Origin of the sequence: Agromyces tropicus (assembly GCF_039531345.1) — a bacterium.
Taxonomy (GTDB): domain Bacteria; phylum Actinomycetota; class Actinomycetes; order Actinomycetales; family Microbacteriaceae; genus Agromyces; species Agromyces tropicus.
The window spans coordinates 14,289-34,086 of the sequence record NZ_BAAAPW010000002.1 but is presented as its reverse complement, the minus strand read 5'-3'; the positions used below and the strand labels follow the sequence as shown (position 1 = coordinate 34,086).

General features: G+C 72.7%; 20 protein-coding genes and 1 tRNA gene. 9 read left to right on the top strand and 12 right to left on the bottom strand.

Translation table 11 applies throughout. The features are described 5' to 3' along the window. Positions 1-18: 18 nt before the first annotated feature. The gene (locus ABD230_RS05885) at positions 19-900 is read right to left on the bottom strand and encodes an SDR family oxidoreductase (RefSeq protein ID WP_344370286.1); all 882 of its coding nucleotides are present in this window, start codon (positions 898-900) and stop codon (positions 19-21) included. Between the two features lie 144 nt (positions 901-1,044). Between ABD230_RS05885 and ABD230_RS05880 the strand changes: the two genes are divergently transcribed. Beyond that, complete coding sequence (locus tag ABD230_RS05880; RefSeq protein ID WP_344370283.1) at positions 1,045-1,392, top strand: DUF7882 family protein; 348 nt, start codon at positions 1,045-1,047, stop codon at positions 1,390-1,392. Between the two features lie 86 nt (positions 1,393-1,478). Here ABD230_RS05880 and ABD230_RS05875 read toward each other — a convergent pair whose 3' ends face one another. Both ABD230_RS05875 and ABD230_RS05870 read right to left on the bottom strand, forming a co-directional pair. Then, positions 1,479-2,003: an SRPBCC family protein gene (locus tag ABD230_RS05875; RefSeq protein WP_344370281.1), complete on the bottom strand. Its 525-nt coding sequence runs from the start codon at positions 2,001-2,003 to the stop codon at positions 1,479-1,481. A 161-nt stretch (positions 2,004-2,164) separates the two neighbouring features. Beyond that, on the bottom strand, positions 2,165-2,488 hold the full coding sequence (locus tag ABD230_RS05870; protein ID WP_344370280.1) for a DUF7882 family protein: 324 nt from the start codon (positions 2,486-2,488) through the stop codon (positions 2,165-2,167). Between the two features lie 203 nt (positions 2,489-2,691). On the opposite strand from ABD230_RS05870, the gene ABD230_RS05865 reads away from it, so the two are divergent. After that, positions 2,692-2,764 (top strand) — tRNA-Arg (locus ABD230_RS05865). Positions 2,765-2,883: 119 nt separating this feature from the next. Then, on the top strand, positions 2,884-4,764 hold the full coding sequence (locus ABD230_RS05860) for a glycoside hydrolase family 15 protein (protein WP_344370278.1): 1,881 nt from the start codon (positions 2,884-2,886) through the stop codon (positions 4,762-4,764). Positions 4,765-4,775: 11 nt separating this feature from the next. Here ABD230_RS05860 and ABD230_RS05855 read toward each other — a convergent pair whose 3' ends face one another. Then, on the bottom strand, positions 4,776-6,740 hold the full coding sequence (locus ABD230_RS05855; protein WP_344370275.1) for an alpha-amylase family protein: 1,965 nt from the start codon (positions 6,738-6,740) through the stop codon (positions 4,776-4,778). Between the two features lie 230 nt (positions 6,741-6,970). Between ABD230_RS05855 and ABD230_RS05850 the strand changes: the two genes are divergently transcribed. Both ABD230_RS05850 and ABD230_RS05845 read left to right on the top strand, forming a co-directional pair. Further along, positions 6,971-8,161, top strand: a complete 1,191-nt coding sequence (locus tag ABD230_RS05850) for a DUF998 domain-containing protein (protein WP_344370274.1) — start codon at positions 6,971-6,973, stop codon at positions 8,159-8,161. Between the two features lie 42 nt (positions 8,162-8,203). Next, positions 8,204-8,518, top strand: a complete 315-nt coding sequence (locus tag ABD230_RS05845) for a GNAT family N-acetyltransferase (protein WP_344370272.1) — start codon at positions 8,204-8,206, stop codon at positions 8,516-8,518. Positions 8,519-8,831: 313 nt separating this feature from the next. Here the strand turns inward: ABD230_RS05845 and ABD230_RS05840 are convergent, their stop codons facing one another. Continuing rightward, the gene (locus ABD230_RS05840) at positions 8,832-9,314 is read right to left on the bottom strand and encodes a MarR family winged helix-turn-helix transcriptional regulator (RefSeq protein WP_344370270.1); all 483 of its coding nucleotides are present in this window, start codon (positions 9,312-9,314) and stop codon (positions 8,832-8,834) included. A 501-nt stretch (positions 9,315-9,815) separates the two neighbouring features. Between ABD230_RS05840 and ABD230_RS05835 the strand changes: the two genes are divergently transcribed. Continuing rightward, on the top strand, positions 9,816-10,238 hold the full coding sequence (locus ABD230_RS05835) for an SRPBCC family protein (protein ID WP_344370267.1): 423 nt from the start codon (positions 9,816-9,818) through the stop codon (positions 10,236-10,238). A gap of 78 nt (positions 10,239-10,316) precedes the next feature. On the opposite strand, the gene ABD230_RS05830 is transcribed toward ABD230_RS05835, so the two are convergent. Beyond that, positions 10,317-11,114, bottom strand: coding sequence for a winged helix-turn-helix domain-containing protein (locus tag ABD230_RS05830; RefSeq protein WP_344370266.1), 798 nt, complete (start codon positions 11,112-11,114; stop codon positions 10,317-10,319). Between the two features lie 571 nt (positions 11,115-11,685). Next, positions 11,686-12,318 carry a uracil phosphoribosyltransferase gene (gene upp, locus ABD230_RS05825; protein WP_344370265.1) on the bottom strand — a complete coding sequence of 211 codons (633 nt, stop codon included), beginning with the start codon at positions 12,316-12,318 and terminating at the stop codon, positions 11,686-11,688. A 49-nt stretch (positions 12,319-12,367) separates the two neighbouring features. On the opposite strand from upp, the gene tadA reads away from it, so the two are divergent. Beyond that, on the top strand, positions 12,368-12,847 hold the full coding sequence (tadA, locus tag ABD230_RS05820; RefSeq protein ID WP_344370264.1) for a tRNA adenosine(34) deaminase TadA: 480 nt from the start codon (positions 12,368-12,370) through the stop codon (positions 12,845-12,847). A 2-nt stretch (positions 12,848-12,849) separates the two neighbouring features. Here the strand turns inward: tadA and ABD230_RS05815 are convergent, their stop codons facing one another. Together ABD230_RS05815 and ABD230_RS05810 are read right to left on the bottom strand one after the other, a co-directional pair. Then, positions 12,850-13,602 carry a glutamine amidotransferase-related protein gene (locus ABD230_RS05815; RefSeq protein WP_344370262.1) on the bottom strand — a complete coding sequence of 251 codons (753 nt, stop codon included), beginning with the start codon at positions 13,600-13,602 and terminating at the stop codon, positions 12,850-12,852. Further along, the gene (locus ABD230_RS05810; protein ID WP_344370261.1) at positions 13,599-14,561 is read right to left on the bottom strand and encodes a cation diffusion facilitator family transporter; all 963 of its coding nucleotides are present in this window, start codon (positions 14,559-14,561) and stop codon (positions 13,599-13,601) included. Before ABD230_RS05810 ends, ABD230_RS05815 begins: the two co-directional genes overlap by 4 nt. A 23-nt stretch (positions 14,562-14,584) precedes the next feature. On the opposite strand from ABD230_RS05810, the gene proC reads away from it, so the two are divergent. Further along, positions 14,585-15,436, top strand: coding sequence for a pyrroline-5-carboxylate reductase (proC, locus tag ABD230_RS05805; protein ID WP_344370260.1), 852 nt, complete (start codon positions 14,585-14,587; stop codon positions 15,434-15,436). A 143-nt stretch (positions 15,437-15,579) separates the two neighbouring features. Here the strand turns inward: proC and rlmC are convergent, their stop codons facing one another. The 3 genes from rlmC to ABD230_RS05790 are packed head-to-tail and all read right to left on the bottom strand — an operon-like array spanning position 15,580 to position 19,309. Beyond that, entirely contained in the window at positions 15,580-16,704 is a 1,125-nt protein-coding gene (gene rlmC, locus ABD230_RS05800) for a 23S rRNA (uracil(747)-C(5))-methyltransferase RlmC (protein ID WP_344370259.1), read from the bottom strand. A gap of 41 nt (positions 16,705-16,745) precedes the next feature. Beyond that, on the bottom strand, positions 16,746-18,377 hold the full coding sequence (locus tag ABD230_RS05795) for an ABC transporter permease (RefSeq protein WP_344370258.1): 1,632 nt from the start codon (positions 18,375-18,377) through the stop codon (positions 16,746-16,748). Further along, positions 18,374-19,309, bottom strand: a complete 936-nt coding sequence (locus ABD230_RS05790) for an ABC transporter ATP-binding protein (protein ID WP_344370257.1) — start codon at positions 19,307-19,309, stop codon at positions 18,374-18,376. Before ABD230_RS05790 ends, ABD230_RS05795 begins: the two co-directional genes overlap by 4 nt. 90 nt (positions 19,310-19,399) lie before the next feature. Between ABD230_RS05790 and ABD230_RS05785 the strand changes: the two genes are divergently transcribed. Further along, the gene (locus ABD230_RS05785) at positions 19,400-19,795 is read left to right on the top strand and encodes a hypothetical protein (protein WP_344370256.1); all 396 of its coding nucleotides are present in this window, start codon (positions 19,400-19,402) and stop codon (positions 19,793-19,795) included. Positions 19,796-19,798 lie beyond the last annotated feature (3 nt).

Below are 19,798 nucleotides of genomic sequence, written 5' to 3'. Positions count from 1 at the left end.
ATGCCGCGCCGAGCCGTGTCAGAGCGGCTTCCCCCCGGTGACGGGCAGGATCGCGCCCGTCGTGTACGACGCCGCCTCGGACGCCAGGTAGACGTAGGCGCCGGCGACCTCGGCGGGCTGGCCCGCCCGCCCCAGCGGCGTGTCGCGTCCGAACCCGGGCAGCGTGTCCGGCCACCCGGTCGCCGGGATCAGCGGGGTCCAGATCGGGCCGGGCGCCACGGAGTTGACCCGGATGCCCCTCGGCCCGAGCTCCTCGGCGAGCGCCTTGGTGAACGCCACGAGCGCCGCCTTGGTCATCGCGTAGTCGACGATCCGAGGGGACGGGTCGAAGCCCTGGATCGACGTCGTCGTGATGATCGACGAGCCCGCGTCCATGCGGGGCACGGCGGCGCGGGCGAGGAACACGCTCGCGTACAGGTTCACGCGCATGACGTCGTCGAAGCCGTCGGTGGGCAGGCGGTCGATGCCGTCGCGGTCGCGCTGGTGCGCCGCGTTCAGCACGAGCAGGTCGAGGCCGCCGAGCGCGGCGCACGTGCGATCGACCAGTTCCTCGCAGTGCGCCTCCTCGCGCAGGTCTCCCGCGAGCAGCTCGACCCGGCGGTCGGCGTCGCGGATCCAGTACGCGGTCTCCTCGGCGTCCTCGCGCTCGTCGGGGAGGTGCGCGATCGCGATGTCGGCGCCCTCCCTGGCGAAGGCGATCGCGACGGCGCGGCCGATGCCGGAGTCGCCGCCCGTGATGAGCGCACGACGCCCCTCGAGCCGGCCGGAGCCCCGGTAGCTGTACTCGCCGTGGTCGGGCTGCGGGACCATCCGCGGCGTCAGGCCCGGCGGCGCCTGTTCCTGCCGGGGGAACGGGATGGTGGTGTGCTTCGTCGTCGGATCGACCAGTCGATCGTGCATGGCGACCTCCTCGCCTCGCGTCCGGAACGTCCGCCGACCACGCTACGTTCGACCCCCATGCGCCCGGAGGGGGTTGACGACTCGACGGCGAGGTGCGTGCCGAACGTCCTGCGGCCGACGGCCGTGCCGGAGTAGCCTCGCCGGATGGGCACGCTGTACTACGGGAACGACGGCACGCCGATCGGCATCGACGACCGGGCGCTCGCGCACCTGCAGGTGGCGATCATCACCAAGCTGCGACGGGGCGAGTCGTTCACCGTGTCATGGCGGCATCCGGATGAGGACGAGGTGCCGGGGCGGACGACGCTCTGGTTGCACCCCAACATCCCCCTCCGGTTCACGTTCGAGGACCCGGAGCCGCCGGATCTCAGCCGCACCTACCTCGAGGAGCTCATGCGCAGCGCGAACTCCACGGGCGGCATCCAGCTCGTGCCCGAGCAGCTCGACCCCGAGGCGGACGACGCCATCGAGCCGGCCGACGCGCTCGGCTGAGCACGCCCGACCCGCCGCACGGGCGAGGGCCCGCACGACGCATGCCGTGCGGGCCCTCGCGCTCGTCCGCGGCGCCGGTGCGGGCGCTACGCCCGCAGGTCGGCGTCGGTGCCGCGGATGCCGTCGTCCAGCCCGCCCGAGGCGGCGGCCCCGGGCCCGTGGACCTCGCCGCGCCATCCGCCCTCGACGTCTCCCCGCGCCTCGACGTAGTCCTTGAACCGCGTCAGGTCGCGCTCGACCTGCCGGTCGTCGACGCCGAGCGCCGCGCCGGCCCGCTCGACGAAGCCCTCGGGCTGCCACTCCAGGGTGAGGTCGACGCGGGTCCTCCCGCCCGGAGCGGGGCTGAACGCCACGCGACCACGGTGGTCGGTGTCGGCGGTCGTGCTGTGCCAGGCGACGTGGTCGTCGGGCACCTGGTCCGAGATGTCGGCGTCGAACTCGCGGGTCACGCCGCCCACGGACGTCACCCAGTGCGTGGTGGTGTCGTCGAGCTGGCGCACCGAGTCGACGCCCGACATGAACTCGGGGAAGGACTCGAAGCGCGTCCACTGGTCGTAGGCCACGCGGATCGGGACGTCCACCTCGATGTCGGCGGTCACGGTCGTGCTCATGGGCGATGCCTCCGTTCCCGTGCGCTCTGATGCGCACCGGGGCACCGTAGGCACGTGCCGTCGGGTCGGTCGAGGGGCTTGTCGTCCCGGACCGGGCTTGCTACCCGCGAGCGCGCGTCAGCGGTCGCGTCGGTGCCTGCCCCCGGCGCCTCCGGCTGGGCTCACTCGACCTCGAAGGGCTCGTTCTCGTCGGGCTCGGGCACGTTCTGCAGGCCGCCGGTGCTGTTCGCCGAGAGCAGCATCTGCTCGATCCAGAGCCGGTTCAGCTTGGGCGGGCGGTTGCCGCTGAACACGAACTGCAGCGGGATCGACTCGTGCAGCCAGAGCGTCGTGCGGCCGCTGCCGTGCTCGATGCCGTGCTCCCAGGTCATGGCGAAGCTCTCCGACCTGCGGAGCTTGTTGATGATGGCCACCCGCAGGTGCGCGAGCGTCCGGTCCTCGATCTCGATCTCGCGATTGGAGGAGTTGTAGATGAGCTTGCCCATGTCGGAACTCTAGTGCGCCCGGGGCCCGATGATCGTCCCGGATTCCCGTCCCCGCCGGGGGATCCGGCGCCCCCGACGGGCGCCCGGGCGGCATCCGTCCGGTCGACGCGCCCGGCCGGCCCGCTCGATTGGCGTACGGCCGCGGCGTGGGATAAAGTAACGGGGTTGCCTGATGAGCCGAGAGGTCGCGGGCGACGAGCCATGCGCCCGTAGCTCAATGGATAGAGCATCTGACTACGGATCAGAAGGTTGGGGGTTCGAGTCCCTCCGGGCGCGCAGGCAGGAAGCGGTTCGCACGAGGTGCGGACCGCTTCCGTCGTTCCGGGGCGCGCCCCGCTCGCGCTTGCCCCGTCCCGGTGGGCGTGCCACCCTTCCGAATGGGGAAGGGGTGGCCCATGGCGAAGCGGTACCCGAACATCAGCGACCACGGCGTGATCGGCGACCTCCAGACGGCGGCGCTGGTCTCCACCGACGGGACGATCGACTGGTTCTGCTCTCCGAGGTTCGACGCCCCCAGCATCTTCGGATCGCTGCTCGACGCCGACAAGGGCGGGTACTTCCGCGTGCGGCCGGTCGGCGCCGAGTACGTCACGCGGCAGCTGTACCTGCCGGACACGGCGATCCTCATCACGCGCTTCCTCACCGACGGCGGCGTGGGCGAGGTGATCGACTTCATGCCCGTCGCCGAGGGACCGGCCACCGACCGCCACGCGATCGTGCGCATGGTCCGGGTGGTCCGAGGCGAGATGACGTTCGAGGGCGAGATCCAGCCGCGATTCGACTACGGGCGCGCTCCGCACAAGCTCGAGCCGTCCGGCCCCGGTGCGAAGTTCGTCTCCGGCGACCTGACCCTGACCCTGCACCGCGTCGGAGACCCCATCATCCACGGCGACCAGCGGGCCGGCCGGGTCGAGGTCGTCGACGGCGGCGTCAGGGTCACCATCACGCTGCAGGCCGGCGAGCTGACCGGCGTGATGCTCGAGTCCGGCGACGTCGAGGCGCGGCAGATCTCCGAGGACGAGCTCATCGAGACGTTCCTCGCCACCCGGCGCTACTGGCGGGCGTGGGTGGATCGCTCGACCTACACGGGCCGCTGGCGCGAGATGGTCGCGCGTTCCGCGATCACGTTGAAGCTCATGACCTACGCGCCGACGGGCGCGCTCGTGGCGGCGCCGACGACGGGACTGCCCGAACAGGTGGGCGGCGAGCGCAACTGGGACTACCGCTACACGTGGATCCGGGACGCGTCGTTCTCGGTCTACGCGCTGCTCAGCCTCGGCTACAGCGAGGAGGCCGAGGCGTTCGTCTCCTGGCTCCTCGACCGCATCCACGAGCAGGTCGGCGCGGACGCCGCGCCGTTGCGGATCATGTACCGCGTCGACGGCTCCGCCGACCTCGACGAGACCATCCTCGACGAGCTCTCCGGCTACCGGAAGTCCAAGCCCGTCCGTGTCGGCAACGGGGCGTCCGACCAGCTGCAGCTCGACATCTTCGGCGAGGCGATGGACTCCATCCACCTCGCCGACACGCACGGCGTCGAGCTCTCGCACGCGGGCTGGATGAAGGTCCGCTCGATGCTCGACTGGCTGTGCGACCACTGGGACACCCCGGAGGAGGGCATCTGGGAGACGCGGGGCGGCCCCCAGAAGTTCACCTACGGCCGATTCATGTCGTGGGTCGCGCTCGACCGCGGCATCCGCCTCGCCGAGGCCCACGGCCGGCCCGCGTCGTTCACGCGCTGGATGCACGAGCGGGACCGGATCTACGAGCGCATCATGGAGACGGGGTTCAACCACGTGCGCCAGGCGTTCGTGCAGCACGAGGGCAGCGACGTGCTCGACGCCTCCCTGCTGCGGATGCCCCTGCTCGGGTACGTCACGTCGCGCGACCCGATGTGGATGTCGACGCTCGAGGCGATCGACGAGCAACTCGTCTCGGACAGCCTCGTGTACCGGTACGACCCCTCCGCCGCACCAGACGGCCTGGCCGGATCGGAGGGGACGTTCACGCTCTGCTCGTTCTGGTACGTGGACGCGCTCGCCCGATCTGGCCGCCTCGACGAGGCGCGGCTCGTGTTCGAGAAGATGCTGACCTACGCCAACCACCTCGGGCTCTACGCCGAGGAGATCGGTCTCACCGGCGAGCAGCTCGGCAACTTCCCGCAGGCGTTCAGCCACCTCGCGCTCATCAACGCGGCCGTGAACCTCGACTACCAGCTCGACCACGGCTCGGGCTACGTCGAGCCCGTGCTGCGCCGGGGTCGCCGCATCGACTGAGCGGTCCCGCCCTAGAACCGCGGCGGCGACTCCGCCGCGCGCACGCGGAGCCAGGCGACGTGGCAGGGATCCAGGACCAGCCCGCGCTCGAGCGAGACGCGACGGTCGGAGATGAGCTCGTGCGCCTCGGGCGCGAACCCCGACAGCGTGAGCGCGTCGATCGTCGCGGGCGCGTCGCCGACGTTCGCGAGGCAGAGCACGGTCGTGGTGGCGGATGCCGCGCCGTCGACGCCCGGGACCCCGACGCCGGCCGCTGACTCCGGCCCCGGCCGCTGGTAGCCGAGCACGGTCGGATGCCGCGCGTCGAACGCGACCAGCCGTCCGCCCGCGAACTCGGGCGCCGCCCGCCGGACCGCGATGAGCCGCATGAGCCCTGCGTGCACGGCGCCGGCCGCGGTGGAGCGGTCGTGCCGGGACGCGTACGCCTCGGCGGGGTACGGAGGACGGTTCACCCATCGGGCGTCTCCGGCGAGCGCCGGGTCGTCCCGGTACGACCGGTCGTTGAACTGCGCGACCTCGTCGCCGAGGTATACGAGCGGGATGCCGCCGGTCGACAGCGCGATCGCGTGCGCCAGCAGCACGCGGTCCACGCCGTGCTCGTCGCCCGCCTCGACGCCCGCGAGCGAGGCCGTCGTGCCGGCCACCCTGGCGTCGCCCGTGCGCGGGTTCTCCTGGAACGGCTCCCCTCGCGCGAAGCTGCCCGGGAAGCGCCCCACGTAGAACGCGTTGAGGAACCGGCGGTGGTCGTACCCGTCGATGCCGAGCTCGGCGGCGTCCTCGTCGGCGAAGGTCCAGCCGATGTCGTCGTGCCCGCGCACGTAGTTGACCCACGTGCACCCCTCGGGCAGCGCGTGCCGGCGTTCGAGCGCCTGCTGCAGCATCCGCGGGTCGCGGGTCGCGAGCGCCTCCCAGGTGAGGGCCATCTGGAGCGGGTTGTACGAGAGCTGGCACTCCTCGAGCGAGAGGTACTCGACCACCTCGTCCGGGTGCACGATCGCCTCGGACTTGAACAGCAGGCTGGGCGCGGCGATGCGCAGGACCGCGTTGAACGCGCGCAGCAGCAGGTGCGCCTCGGGCAGGGACTCGCACGGGGTGCCGAGCCGCTTCCAGATGAAGGCGACCGCGTCCATCCGCAGCACCTCGACGCCGAGGTTCGCGAGGAACAGCATCTCGCCCGCCATGGCGCGGAACACGGCCGGGTTCGCGTAGTTGAGGTCCCACTGGAACGAGTGGAACGTCGCCCAGATCCACCGCCCGTCCGGGAGTTGCACGAACGAGCCCGGGTGGTCGTCGGGGAAGATCTCGCGCACCGTCCGCTCGTACGCGTCGGGCATCGTGCGGTCGGGGAAGATCAGGTAGAAGTCCTCGTAGCCGGGCTCGCCCGCGACCGCGCGCCGGGCCCACTCGTGGTCCGACGCGGTGTGGTTGAAGATGAAGTCGAGCACGAGCGAGATGCCGTCCGCGCGGAGCTCGGCGGCGACGGAGCGCAGGTCGTCGATCGTGCCGAGGCGCGGCTGGACCGCCCGGTAGCTCGACACCGCGTAGCCGCCGTCGGAGTTGCCCTCGGGCACTGCGAACAGCGGCATGAGGTGCAGGTACGTGAGGCCGAGTTCCACGAATCCGGGGATGCGGCCACGGAGCCCGTCGAGGTCGCCGGCGTACCGGTCGACGTAGCAGACGCCTCCGAGCATGCGGTTCGACCGGTACCAGTCGGTGTCGGACTCGCGTCGCGCGTCGAGCGCGCGCAGGTCTGCCGGGCGCTCCGACCACGAGGCGGCGGCATCCGCCACGATGCCCGCGAGCGACTCGAACGCGTCGTCGCGATCGCCGTACAGTCGGCGGAACAGTCCGTGGAGGGTCGGGAAGTGCGTCGCGAGGCGGCGGTCGAACTCGGGGTCCGCCGGATCGGGCGCCGCAGTGCCGGCGGCGCGGATCCGGCCGAGGTCGACGTCGGCGTCGAGTCCCAGTCGTGCCATGCGCCCAGCCTGCCCTACGGGCGCCCGAATGTGGAGGGCTCTCGGCCGCGGTGATGGCTTCTCTGTGAATCCGCCATGCATCGCGCGACGGGGCCGCGACCGGGGTTCAGGGGCGCGGGCCGATGCGGCTAGGCTCTGATCCCGCCTGTTCCCGCGATCGAGAGTTCGGCATGAGGGGTGAGCGAGCCGCTGCGACCGGCCCGGCACCGGTCGTCCGTCATGCTGCCCTGATGACGGCGATGCTCGTCATCGCGGTGGCCGTGGCGGTCGCCGTCGCGAACCTGCTGGTCCACACCGTGCACGAGGCGCACCATACGGTCGGGGACGCCGCGCATCCGCTCGTCGACGTGCTGTGCGTCGTGGTCGCCGTGGCGTCCGCCCTGCTCTCGCTCACCGCCCTGACGCTCGCCTCCATCGGCGGCGGACGAGGCGCGGGCGGGCGCTGCCGCGTGTCGTGGGCCTCCCCGGAGCTGGGCGCGCTCGCGAACGCCGCGGTCTGGGCGTCGATCGCCGCGCTCGCCGTCGCCAGCTCGGCCGACGCGTTCGCGCCCCTGCCCGGGGGGCACGTGACCGCGTGCGCCGTCTTCGCGGGTGGCCTCGGCGCCCTGACGGGGTCGGTGCACCGGCGCGCGCACGGGCAGCCGGTGTACCGGTCGTTCAACCTGGTCGCGATGCTCCTGGCAGCGGGGTCGCTCGCCAGCATGAGCCTGACCGACACCGGCGAATGGTGGGCGAGCAACTTCTCGACCCTCGGCACCTCGGATGACGTGGCCGCCGTGTGGTTCAATGCGGCGCTGGTCCTCTCGGGCGGCGCGATGGCGGCGATGTCCCGCCCGCTCGCCCGGGGGCTCGCCCGCCCCGAGTACCGGCCGCGTCGCGGCGCGACGGTCGTCGTCCGCATCCTGATCGCCACCATCGGCCTCGCGCTCGCCGGCGTCGGGCTCGTGCCGATCGACGCGGACGAGGTCATCCACAACGTCTTCGCGAGCACCGCCGGTGCCTCGTTCTTCGCGCTCGCGGCGGGCACGCCCCGGCTCGTTCGACGGATGCCCCGGGCCCTCGTCGCGACCTCGATCGCGTCGCTCTCGGCGGAGGTGCTGACCTGGGTGGTCTACGACCGGCTCGGGTGGGCGTCGCTGACGGTGTTCGAGATGGTGGCGTTCGCGCTGGTGTTCGTCTGGCTGATCACCCTGGTGCTCACGACGCATCCCGAGCGCGGCGACCCCGCCGCGGTGGCGAGCCCCGCCGGGGCGGGCCGGACGGCGAGCCCCGGAGCGGCTGCCGCGCGCGTGATCCCGGCGCCCGTCGGGCCGCGACCGGGAGTCCCGCTCGCCGAGCGCATGCGCACCGGGGCGATCGCTGCGATCGCGCTCGGCGATCCTGCCCGGGGAATGCCGACGCGGCTCGCGCGTTCCACCTGATGAGCGTTCGGGCCGGGAACGGCCCGGGGAAGGGAGAGATCCGTGACCGACGACGACATCGAGGTCGTCCGCGACGACGAGGACCGACGCTACCGACTGCTGCTCGGGGGCGGTGAGGCCGGCTTCGCGGAGTTCCGGTTGAAGCCCGGGCAGATCGTGTTCTTCCACACGGTCATCGATCCGGCCTTCGAGGGTCGCGGGCTCGGGTCGCGACTGGCGCGCTCCGTGGTCGAGGACGCGATCGCGCGCGGGGAGCGGATCGTGCCGCGGTGCCCGTTCATCGCCGCATGGCTGCGGAAGCATCCCGGGTACGAGGATGCGATCGACTGGCCGGCGTCGCAGGCCGCCGTGCGCTGACGGCCCGGCATCCGGAAGCCCGCCTCCGATACGTGGCCCCCGCTCTGGGGCACTGCGGGAGGGCGGGACGGAACGATACGATTCCTCAAAACCCGAGTCGGGGCCCGACCCGACGTTTCGCCGCGCGGCGGATGCGACCCGATGTCCCAGCATGGTCGCTCGGGAGGTGGCTCGCCGAGCTCAGTTCGGGTCGCTCGGCGGGGAGGGCCTCCCTGTGAGGCCGCGGTGGGGCGGGAGGTAGGGTTCCCGCCCCACCGTCATGCCCGGGAGCGATCCGCTGCAGGTGTCCGCGGCGCCACGGTCGGCGCCCGGGTCAGGAGGCGTCGGCCGGAGCAGCATCCGCCTCGGCGTCGCCGCGTCGCCGCGCCGTGACCGGCGCCTGCGCCTCGCGCAGCCGGTCGCACAGCTCGATCAGCTGGTGGAGCTCGTCGTCGTCGAGCGTGCTGCCGACGCGGTCGGTGATCGCCTCCATGTGGTGGAGGGCTGCGCGCCGGAACTCCTGGAAGCCCTTGGCGGTCAGCTCGACGATCGTGCCGCGGCCGTCGAGCGGGTCGTCGAGCTTCTCGACCCACCCGCGCGCGGCCAGGCGGTCGACGAGCCGGCTCACGCTGGGCTGCGAGATGAGCACGTTGCGGTTGAGGTCCTTCAGCCGCAGCCGTCGACCGGGCGCGCGCGTGATGTTGAAGAGCACGTCGTACTCGTTGAGCGACATGACCTCGGTCGGGAACTCCGACGAGAGACCCCGCATGATCGACACCTGCGCGCGGAAGAGCGCCTCCCATGCGGCCACCGCCATCGCGCGATCCGCCACCCGTGCTCCCTCCGTCGGTGCGGCGATCCGGTCGCCGACGTCACCACAATAGGCAACCGCGACGCGCGATCGCACCGGGCGAGGGCGAGGCGGACGAGGGTGCCCCCGCATTGGGGGTGGGAACGGTTGAGGGCCGGTCGTAGAGGCTGACGACCGGCCCTCTCCCTTGCACCAAGAGTGTCCTGCAATCACATTCCGCACCGGCCGCCACAGCAAACAGCCGGTGCGCTACGAATATATAACGGATCGATAACGGGCGCTAGTGGGATGTGCCCCGAATGTGGGACGAGATCCACGCGAGCCGCGTTCCTGAGGCGGTCCGCGTGCGAGGCCGGCGGACGGCGCTCCGGGGCCCGCGTGGTCCCACCCTACGCGGAGAGGCGGACGTGGTCACGCGCCCACGCGGGCACCATCCGTCCGCGGGCCCCGTCCGCGTGGCCCGGGCCGGAGTACCCTCGGCCCCGACCCGCGACGAGGGGGGGCATCATGCTGGTCGAGGTCACGGGAATCGTCGAGCACCCGGTGGCCGAGGTCTGGGACTTCGCCGCCGTGCACCACGAGCAGAACCACCCGAGGTGGGACCACGACATCTCGCTCGAGCGGACCACTCCGGGCCCGGTCGGCGTGGGCACGACCTGGACGCGGCGCAACACCCGGTTCGGCATCGACTCGACGGGCACCACCGAGGTCGTCGAATTCGAGCCCGAGCAGCGGATGACCGTGGAGACGGCCGAACGCGGCATCCGGTTCCGGGGCATCATGAAGGTCGCCCCGCACGGACCGGATCGGACCGATCTCACGCTCGGAGCGGACATCCCCGGGCTCGACGAGGACGGTGCCGAGCGCTTCCGGCCGATGCTGGCCCGGTCGATAGAGACGATCGCCCGGCTGATGTCCGGCACGGACTGATCGCCGGCCGCCGGCCGCCGGCCCCGGCCGCCAGGTCGCCCGGCCCCGGGGCCGCCCGGGGCCGGGATGCGCCGTGCGTCAGAAGACGTCGGGGCTCGGCGTCGAGGCCTGGCGGATCGACACGTCGGCGTGGCGGTCGAAGCGGTAGCCGATGCCGCGCACGGTCCGGACGATGTCCTGGTAGTGGGCGAGCTTCGAGCGGAGCCGGCGCACGTGGACGTCGATGGTGCGCTCGTTCGGCACCTCGTCCTCGCCGGCCCACAGGCCCTCGATGAGCTCGTGGCGCTCGATGGTGCGGCCCTCGCGGAGCACCAGGAACTGCAGGAGCTCGAATTCCTTGTAGGTCAGGCCGGCGGGCTCGCCGTCGAGCAGGACGCGCTTGCGGGAGATGTCGATGATGACGCCGTCCGGGTGGCGGTCGGCGTCGTCGCTGAGGCCCTGCGCCTCCCGCTGCCTCGCGAGCGCGGACGGGTCCTGCAGCGCCAGCCGGACGACGTCGACGTCGCGGCCGCCGGCGCCCTCGGGGGCCAGCGCGACGGCGGCATAGGTCTCGGCCGACGGCGAGAGCTCGGCCGTCAGGGTGCGCAGCGCCTCGACGATGCGGTGCAGGCTTGTGCCGTCGGCGGCGGCCTTCGCCTCGTCGATGCCGACGTAGAGGACGAAGCCCCGGGCCTCGGTGCCCTCGGGCACGCTGCGGATGCGGGCGGCGGCGACGTCGGCGGCGGGCTGCGCGGCGGCCGGCTGCGCGGCCGCCGGCTGCGGCGCGACGGTCGGGACCGCGGCGGCGGGCCGGGGTCCGGCGAAGCGCTGCGCAGCGGGGTGCGTCGGACGGGTCGCGGGGTGGGACGGACGGACGTGGGCGAGTGCGATGGACATGGCGGATCCTTGTGCTGAAGATGCGTCGACGACCCCGAGCGGGGTCGGAAGCGAAGGCCCGAGTGGGCCGGTGAGAACCCGGCAATCGGCATCGGGTTCGACGGGAGCCCTGCCGGTCGGGGTCGGACCGGTCGCGGTGCTCGGCGGGGGTTCGCTGGTCAGCGGCACATTCGACAACACATGGCGGCACGCGTCGGCATCATCGTGCCGGTGTTCCACTGAGCCTCGAGGGCGGTCAGGGAGCGTGCGGTGTCAGTCATGGGCGAAAGTCAAACCGAGCGCCCCGGATGTGTCAAACCGTGACCGCCCGATGACCCTCCATGACGTCGCACGCGGTGCGCCGCGCGCCCGTCGGAGGTGGGTGGTCCCGCCGGTCGTCCATCGACCTCGAAAGATCCTTCGATCTCGCGTCAATTCCTCGAATCTTGCCGGAGCGGGCCCCGCTCGGCGTGTCTCACAGCGAAGATCCTGCGGAGAGAGGTGTCCGTATCATGCCGCGCGGGGGAAGGCGAGCGGATGACGGCGTGCCGCCCGGCCGGCACGAACCGGGCCGGATCGGCGCGGCGGAGGGTCAGACGGTGCCGTACAGGCGGTCGCCCGCGTCGCCGAGCCCGGGCACGATGTAGCCGTGCTCGTTGAGGTGGTCGTCGACGGCGCCGAGCACCACCGACACGTTGCGGCCCGTCATGGCCTGCTCGACCGCCTGGAGGCCCTCCGGCGCGGCGAGGATGCAGATCGCCGTCACGTCGGTCGCCCCGCGCTGCAGCAGGAACTCGATCGCCGCGATCAGCGATCCGCCCGTGGCCAGCATCGGATCGAGCACGAAGCACTGGCGGCCGGAGAGGTCGTCCGGCAGTCGCTCGGCGTACGTCGTCGGCTCGAGCGTCTCCTCGTTGCGGGCCATGCCGAGGAAGCCCACCTCGGCCGACGGGATCATCGTCGTCATGCCCTCGAGCATCCCGAGGCCGGCGCGCAGGATCGGCACGATCAACGGCTTCGGGTCGGCGATCCGCACGCCCGTCGTCGGGGCCACCGGCGTGACGATGTCGACCGGCTCGACGCGCACGTCGCGCGTGCCCTCGTAGGCCAGGAGCGTCATGAGCTCGCCCACGAGCGCGCGGAACACGGGCGACGGCGTCGTCTCGTCGCGGAGCACGGTCAGCTTGTGGGTGATGAGCGGGTGGTCGGCGACGTGGACTCGCATAGGCTCGAGTCTAGTTGCGGGGGTTCCGCCGATGAGAAGGGGCGAACGGATGCCGGTGCCGCGCCCGGAGCACGTCGAGTGGATGCGACTCGCGCTCGCCGAGGCGACCGCCGCCCTCGAGACGGGCGACGTGCCGGTCGGCGCCGTCGTCGTCCGCGGCGGCGAGGTCATCGCGACCGGCCGCAACGAGCGCGAGCTCCACGACGACCCGACGGCGCACGCCGAGCTCCTCGCCATCCGCGAGGCCGCACGGGTCACGGGGGACCGGCACCTCACCGACTGCACCCTCGTCGTCACCCTCGAGCCGTGCGTGATGTGCGCCGGCGCCATCGTGGCCGCCCGCGTGCCGACCGTCGTGTTCGGCGCCTGGGACGAGAAGGCCGGCGCGGCCGGCTCGCTCTACGACGTGCTCCGGGACCGCCGCCTCAACCACCGCGCCGAGGTGTACGCCGGCATCGAGGAGGATGCTGCCTCGCGGCTGCTGCGCGACTTCTTCGAGGACCCGCGACGCCGACCGCGGGTGGACTGACCTCAGCTCGCGCGCGGCAGTTCGCGGTGCGTCGCCAGACCCTCCACGAACTCGCCGAGGATCGCCGCCGACGCGGCCGCCGCCGACGGCCCGCACGTCGCCTGCAGCTCCCGCATGCCGTCGACGGTGAGCCCGTACTCGGGCAGCTCGTCGCCCCAGGCGGCGAGCCAGTCCTCGTGGATCTCGTGCGTGACCTCGGGATGGAACTGGACCGCGAGCAGCCAGTCGCCCCGGCGGAACGCCTGGTTCGCGTACTGGCGCGATCCCGCCAGGAGCTCGACCCCGTCGGGAAGGTCGAACGTGTCGCCGTGCCACTGCACGAAGCGCACGTCGCGCGTATGTCGCACCGGCGACGCCTCGCCCGCGTCGGTCAGCTCGACGCCGAGCCAGCCGACCTCCTTCCGCGGTCCCCGGTACACGTCGGCCCCGAGCGCGGCGGCCAGCAGCTGCGCGCCGAGGCACACGCCGAAGATCGGCGCCTCCGCGGCGATGCGGGCGCGGAGCAGCTCGATCTCGTGTGCGAGGTACGGATACTCCTCGGCCTCGTACACGCCCTCGTCGCCGCCGAGCACGACGACCACGTCGGGCCCGAGCGGATCGATCGCCGTGACGTCCTCGTTCGGCGCGTCGAGGAACCGCACCTCGTAGCCGTGCGCCTCGAGCGTCGGCCCGAGGTTGCCGAGGCCGATCGCCGAGTCGTGGCGGAGCACGAGGGCGACGGGCGTGCCGGCCGTGCCGGCGGCATCCGTCGTCATTCGAGGCCCTTGATGACGATCGCGTCGGTGGGCGGCGCGGTCAGGTTCGGATCGACGTACACGTCGGGCTCGATGTAGATCACGCGCGCCATGGGGACGGCGGCGCGGATGCGGCGCTCGATCACGTTCGTCGCGGTCGCGACCTCTTGGAGGCGCTGGTCGGCGGCGAAGCCGAGCTTCGCGGCGACGAGCAGCTCGTCGGGCCCGAGGTAGAGGGTCTTCATGTGGATGATGCGCTCGGCCTCGGGGCCGCCGAGGATCGCGGCCTCGATCTTCGCGAGCACCGGCTCGGTCGCGCCCTCGCCGACGAGCAGGCTCTTCGTCTCGATGCCGAGGATGATCGCCACGACGATCAGCAGCGTGCCGATCATGAGCGTGCCGATGGCATCGAACACGGAATCGCCCGTGATGACCGTGAGGCCGACGCCGAGCAGCGCGAACGCGAGGCCGGTGAGTGCCGCGACGTCCTCGAGCAGCACCACCGGCAGCTCGGGCGCCTTCGCCCGGCGGATGAACTGCGGCCACGAGAGCGTCCCGCGAACCCGGTTGGACTCCTTGACCGCCGTGCGGAGCGAGAACGACTCGAGCGCGATCGCGATCACGAGCACGAGGATCGGCAGCCAGGCGTTCTCGAGCTCGTGCGGGTGCGTGAGCTTGTCGACGCCCTCGTAGATCGAGAACACGCCGCCGACCGAGAACAGGATGATCGAGACGACGAACGCGTACACGTACCGCTCGCGCCCGTAACCGAACGGGTGCTCGCGGTCCGCCGCCTTCTTGGCCTGGCGCCCGCCGAGCATGAGCAGCAGCTGGTTGCCCGAGTCGGCCACGGAGTGCACGCCCTCCGCCAGCATCGAGGCCGACCCGGAGACGGCCCAGGCGATGAACTTCGTGATGGCGATCCCCAGGTTCGCGAGGAATGCCGCCAGGATCGCCTTACTGCCGCCGGATGCGCTCATGGGCCAATCCTAGGATGGCTCCCATGACCTCTCGCCAGCCGGTTGACCTGCCCGCGATCGCCTTCCTCGGTGCCGGATCGATGGCCCGAGCGATCCTCGCGGGGCTGCTCGCGCCGCACGTGAGCGTGGCCGGCGGCATCCGCACCACCAACCGCAGCGCGGAACGGCTCGCGGAGCTCGCGGACGAGCCGCGGGTCACCGGCTACGCCACCGAGGCGGATGCCGACGCGAACCGTCGGGCGGTCGCCGGCGCGAAGCTCGTGGTCGTCGCGGTGAAGCCCGGCATGGTGCCCGACCTGCTCGACGAGATCGCCGACGCGCTCGAGCCGGGCACCGTCGTCGTCAGCGTCGCGGCGGGCGTCACGGTCGCGACGTTCGAGGCGCACCTGCCGGAGCACGTGTCGGTCGTGCGCACGATGCCGAACACGCCCGCGGTCGTCGGCCGGGCCGTCACGGGCGTCTCGCCGGGCACCCGGTCGAGCGAGGACGACCTGGCGCTCGTGGTGGCGCTGTTCGAGACGGTCGGCGAGGTGCTCGTCGTGCCCGAGCCGCAGCTCGACGCGCTCTCGACGATCTCGGGGTCGGGGCCGGCGTACGTGTTCCTCCTCATCGAGGAGCTTCAGCGCGCCGCCGTCGCGAAAGGCTTCACGACCGAGCAGGCCGCGACGATGGTGCAGGGCACGTTCCGGGGCGCGAGCGAGCTGCTCGCGGCATCCGACGACGACCCGGCCGAGCTGCGTCGCCGCGTGACGAGCCCCAAGGGGACGACCGAGCGGGCCGTCGCCGTGCTGCAGGAGGCCGGTCTCGCCGACCTCTTCACGCGCGCGACCGACGCGGCCCTCGCCCGCGCCCGCGAGCTCGCCGCCGGCTCCTGACCCGCCCCGCCGCCCCGCAGCGCTGCCGATTCGCGTTTCTCAGGAGTTATCCGGCGTGTCGCGTCCGCGCCCGGCGTGTCCACCTGAGAGCGGACGGGATCGGCCGCGTCGCTCCTGAGAAACGCGATGATGGGTGGACCGCGTCAGCGGCGCTCGAGCAGCAGCATGACCTCGAAGTGCGTCGTCTGCGGGAACATGTCGAAGACGCGCGCCCTCACGGGCCGCAGCGACGGCATCGCGGCGAGGTCCTTCGCGAGCGACGCGACATTGCAGCTCGAGTAGAGCACGTGGGCGGCATCCGAACGCTCCAGCCAGTCGGCGAGCTCGGCGCCGATGCCCCGCCGCGGCGGGTTCACGACGACGAGGTCGGGGGCGGATGCCGCGCCGAGCGCGAACTCGGTGGCGTCGCCCGCCGCGAAGCGCACGCGCGAGAGCGCGGCATCCGTCCGGCTGAGCTCGGCGCTCGCGACCGCCTCGACGCTCGTCTCGATGCCCGTGACGGCCGTCTCGCCGCCGGCGAGGTGCAGCGCGAAGCCGCCGACGCCCGAGTACAGGTCCCACGCGTCCTCGGGTGCGAGGTCCCGGATCCACTCCCGCGCCTCCGCGTACAGCGCCCCGGCGATCGCGGTGTTCGTCTGGAAGAAGCTCTGCGGGCGCAGGTGCATCGTCACGTCGTTGAGCCGCATCGGCAGCGTGTCGTGCTCGGTGAGCACGACCTCCTCCGAGCCCTCGAGCACGGCCTTGTGCTCCGGCAGCAGGTTCGCGGACACCACCCGCGCCCGCGGGAGCTCGGCGAGCAGGGTGGGCAGGTGCTTGCGCAGGCGCTGCAGCGGCTCGGTCGAGCGCAGCACGAAGCGGATCATGAGCTCGCCGTCGGGCGACTCGGTCACGATCAGGTGCTTGAGCTCGCCGCGGCGGGCGCCGACGTCGTACGGCGCGATCCGCGCCCGCGTGATGAAGCGTGCGAGCACGGGGAACGCCGCGCGATGGCCGGGGGAGCAGATGCCGCACGCCTGCAGGTCGACGCCGTGGCCGTCGGCGTCGAGGATCCCGATCGTCGGCGCGTCGACCGTGCCGCCGACGACCATCTTCGCCTTGTTGCGGTAGTCGCGCTCGCCGCTCGCGACGGCGGGCAGCCACTCGGGCACGTCGAACGGATCGAGCAGCTCCTCGGCGTGCCGCTGCTTGTCGGCGAGCTGCGCCGGGTACGGCCGGCCCATGAGCGCGCACGACCGGCAGCGCCCCGCGTCGAAGTACGCGCAATCCACCCGTCAAGGCTACGCGGATGCCGCGGGGCGGCAGCCCCGGCTCAGCCGTCGGTCGCGAGCTCCCGGCGCCCCATCGCCGCGACGGCCAGCGCGATCGCCGCCCCGGCGATGCCGAGCATCCAGAACCCGCCCGTCCAGTCGACCTCCCCGGCGACGGGCAGGGGCGCGTGCGAGAACGGGGACAGGTCGTGCACCCAGTCCGGCAGGCCGAGGAGTTCGCCGAAGACGCCGAAGAACGCGCCGGCGGCCAGCAGCGCCCACGCGACCGCGATCGTCAGGCGGGGCAGCAGCACGAACACGAGCAGTGCGAGGCCGAGGTACACGAGCGCCGCAGGAGCCTGGGCCAGGGCCGACTTCAGCGCGTTCTCGGCCGAGGCCGCCGGGTCGTCGGACGCCAGTGCGCCGAGCAGCGCGCCGACGGCCGCGAACCCGAGCACGACGAGGATCGCGAAACCGCCGACGAGGCCGTAGCCGCCGAGCCACCACCGACGCGGCACGGGCGTGGCCAGAACCGGCTCGGCGGTGCCGTGCGTCTCCTCCTGACGCGCCTTGATGACGGCCTGCAGGGCCGCGGCTGCGGCGAGGATGCCGACCATCGAGAAGAAGGTGACCGTGAACGCCTCCTCGAGCGACGCATCGGGCCCGCCGATCTGCCGCAGCGTCTCGGCGATGGCGGGGGCGTCGGCGCCGATCCGGCCGACGAGCGGCGTCAGCGTCGTCGCGAGCGCCCCGGCGACGGCGGCGCCGATGGCCCAGGAGATGATCGCCCCGAGGCTCAGCCGCCAGGCGAGGCCCGTCGGGCCCGACAGCAGCACGCCCGCGCTCGGGCGGCCCGCACGGCCTGGGAGCAGGCTCGCGCCGCTGTCGCGGGCCGATTGGAACACGAAGACGAGTCCGATGCACGCCGCGGCGAGCCCGAGCGAGAGCACGAGCGGGACGAGGTCGTTCGCGGCGAACGGCTCGGTGCGCTGGGCCCAGCCGATCGGAGAGAGCCAGCTCGGCCAGGCGGCGGTCCGCGAGAGCCCGTCGTCGGAGGCCTCGCCGAGCGCGTCGCCGATGCCGCGGACCACGTAGGCGCCGATCACGAGCGCCACCGACAGCGCGTTCGCGCTCCGGGAGGTGCGGAACAGCTGCGCCGCGACGAGCCCGAGGCCGAGGAACGCGACGCCCGTGGCGCCGACCGCGAACCCCGTCACCGCCGAGCCGGCGAGTTCGAGCCCGCTCGCCGCGAAGGCGGCGGCGACGGCCACGGCGAGCACGACGTTCGCCAGCACGCCGTGCACGACGGTCGCGGCGGTCGGCAGCACACGGCCCGCCGGCGTCGCCGCCACCAGTTCGGCGCGACCCTGCTCCTCGTCGGCTCGCGTGTGCCGGACGGCCAGGAAGGTGTTCATGAGCCCGGCCATCAGGCACAGGAACGCGAGGATCAGGAACACCGCGAACTCGCCCTCGCCCGCCCCGTTGGGCGTGCCGCGGAAGAGCAGGATCGCCGGCGCGAGCAGCGTGAGCCGCAGGATCGACTCGCGCTCGGCCTCGTCCCCGAACGTGCTCCCGACCGCCGCCGTCGCCATGAGCGCCAGCGCCGCGGTGCCGACGATCCACAGCACGAGCTGGATCCGGTCGCGGCGGATGCGCTGCGCGACGAGCGGCACGAGCAGCGCCGTCGGGCTCACGCCGTCGCCTCCGCGCCCGCCAGCATCGCGGGATCGTCGCCGTAGTGCCGGAGGAAGAGCTCCTCGAGCGACGGCGGCGCGACGGTGAGGCCCTGCACGCCGAGCCGCCCGAGCTCCGGCAGCAGTGCGGCGACCCGGTCGCTGTCGACCGTGAACTGCACGCGGCCCGAGCCCACCACGACGTCGTGGGCGCCCTCCAGCCCCTCGATCGCCGTCTCCTGCCCCGGCACGTGCACGAAGGCGACCGACGACCGGGTCAGGTGCCGGAGCTCCGCGAGGGTGCCCGACTCCACGCGCCGCCCGGCGCGGATGATGCTGACGCGGTCGCAGAGCGCCTCGACCTCCGAGAGGATGTGGCTCGAGAGGAGCACCGTCGCGCCGTCGGCGGCGGCCCGCGCGATCTCGCGGTTGAAGACCTGCTCCATGAGCGGGTCGAGGCCGCTCGTCGGCTCGTCGAGGATGTACAGCTCGGCGGGCGCGGCGAACGCGGCCACGAGGGCGACCTTCTGCCGGTTGCCCTTCGAGTAGGCGCGACCCTTCTTGCGCGGATCGAGCTGGAACGCCTCGACCAGCCGTTGCTTGCGCGCGTCGTAGGCGGCGCGATCGGCGGTCCCGCCACGGAGCCGGGCGAGCAGGTCGATCGCCTCGCCGCCCGAGAGGTTCGGCCACAGGCTCACGTCGCCGGGCACGTAGGCGACCCGTCGATGCAGGTCCGCCGCGTCGCGCCACGGGTCCCGGTCGAACAGCCGGGCCTCGCCGCCCGACGGTCTCGCGAGCCCGAGCAGGATCCGGATCGTCGTCGACTTGCCGGCGCCGTTCGGGCCGAGGAACCCGTGGATCTCGCCCGACGCGACCTCGAGGTCGAGCCCGTCGAGGGCGACCGTGCTCCCGAACCGCTTCTCGAGCCCGTGGATGCTGATGACGGTGGTCATGGCCGCGATGCTACGCGCGTCGCCGCGGGCGGCACCAGCGTCGTCGCGGCGGTGCGCGGGCGTGCCTCGATCGGCAGGTACGCTCGCGCCATGGAGCCGCTCGACGTGATCGCCATCGCCGGCGAGGTGATCGCGTGGATCGCGCTCGCCGCAGGCCTCGTGCTCCTGCTCGCGTTCACGTTCGCGCGCATCTCGGACGGCGTCTGGGATCCGACCGAGGTCGCCATCGTCGAGCGGTCGGAGGGCCCGGTCGTGCGCTGGTTCGCCGGGGGCGAGTTCCACGAGCGGCCGATCGACGAGGACGAGCACGTGCGGCACGGCGAGGAGGGAGAGCTCGTCGGCTGGGTGCGCCGCAAGTCGCCCGGCCGGCTGCGGTTCGAGGCGTCCTCGCACCTGCCCCGCGTGCTCGGCACGCTCGCGATCATCCTGATCGTGATCGGCATCGCGGCGACGGTGGCGTCGACGGTCGCCGAGGTCGTCGCCTGAGGC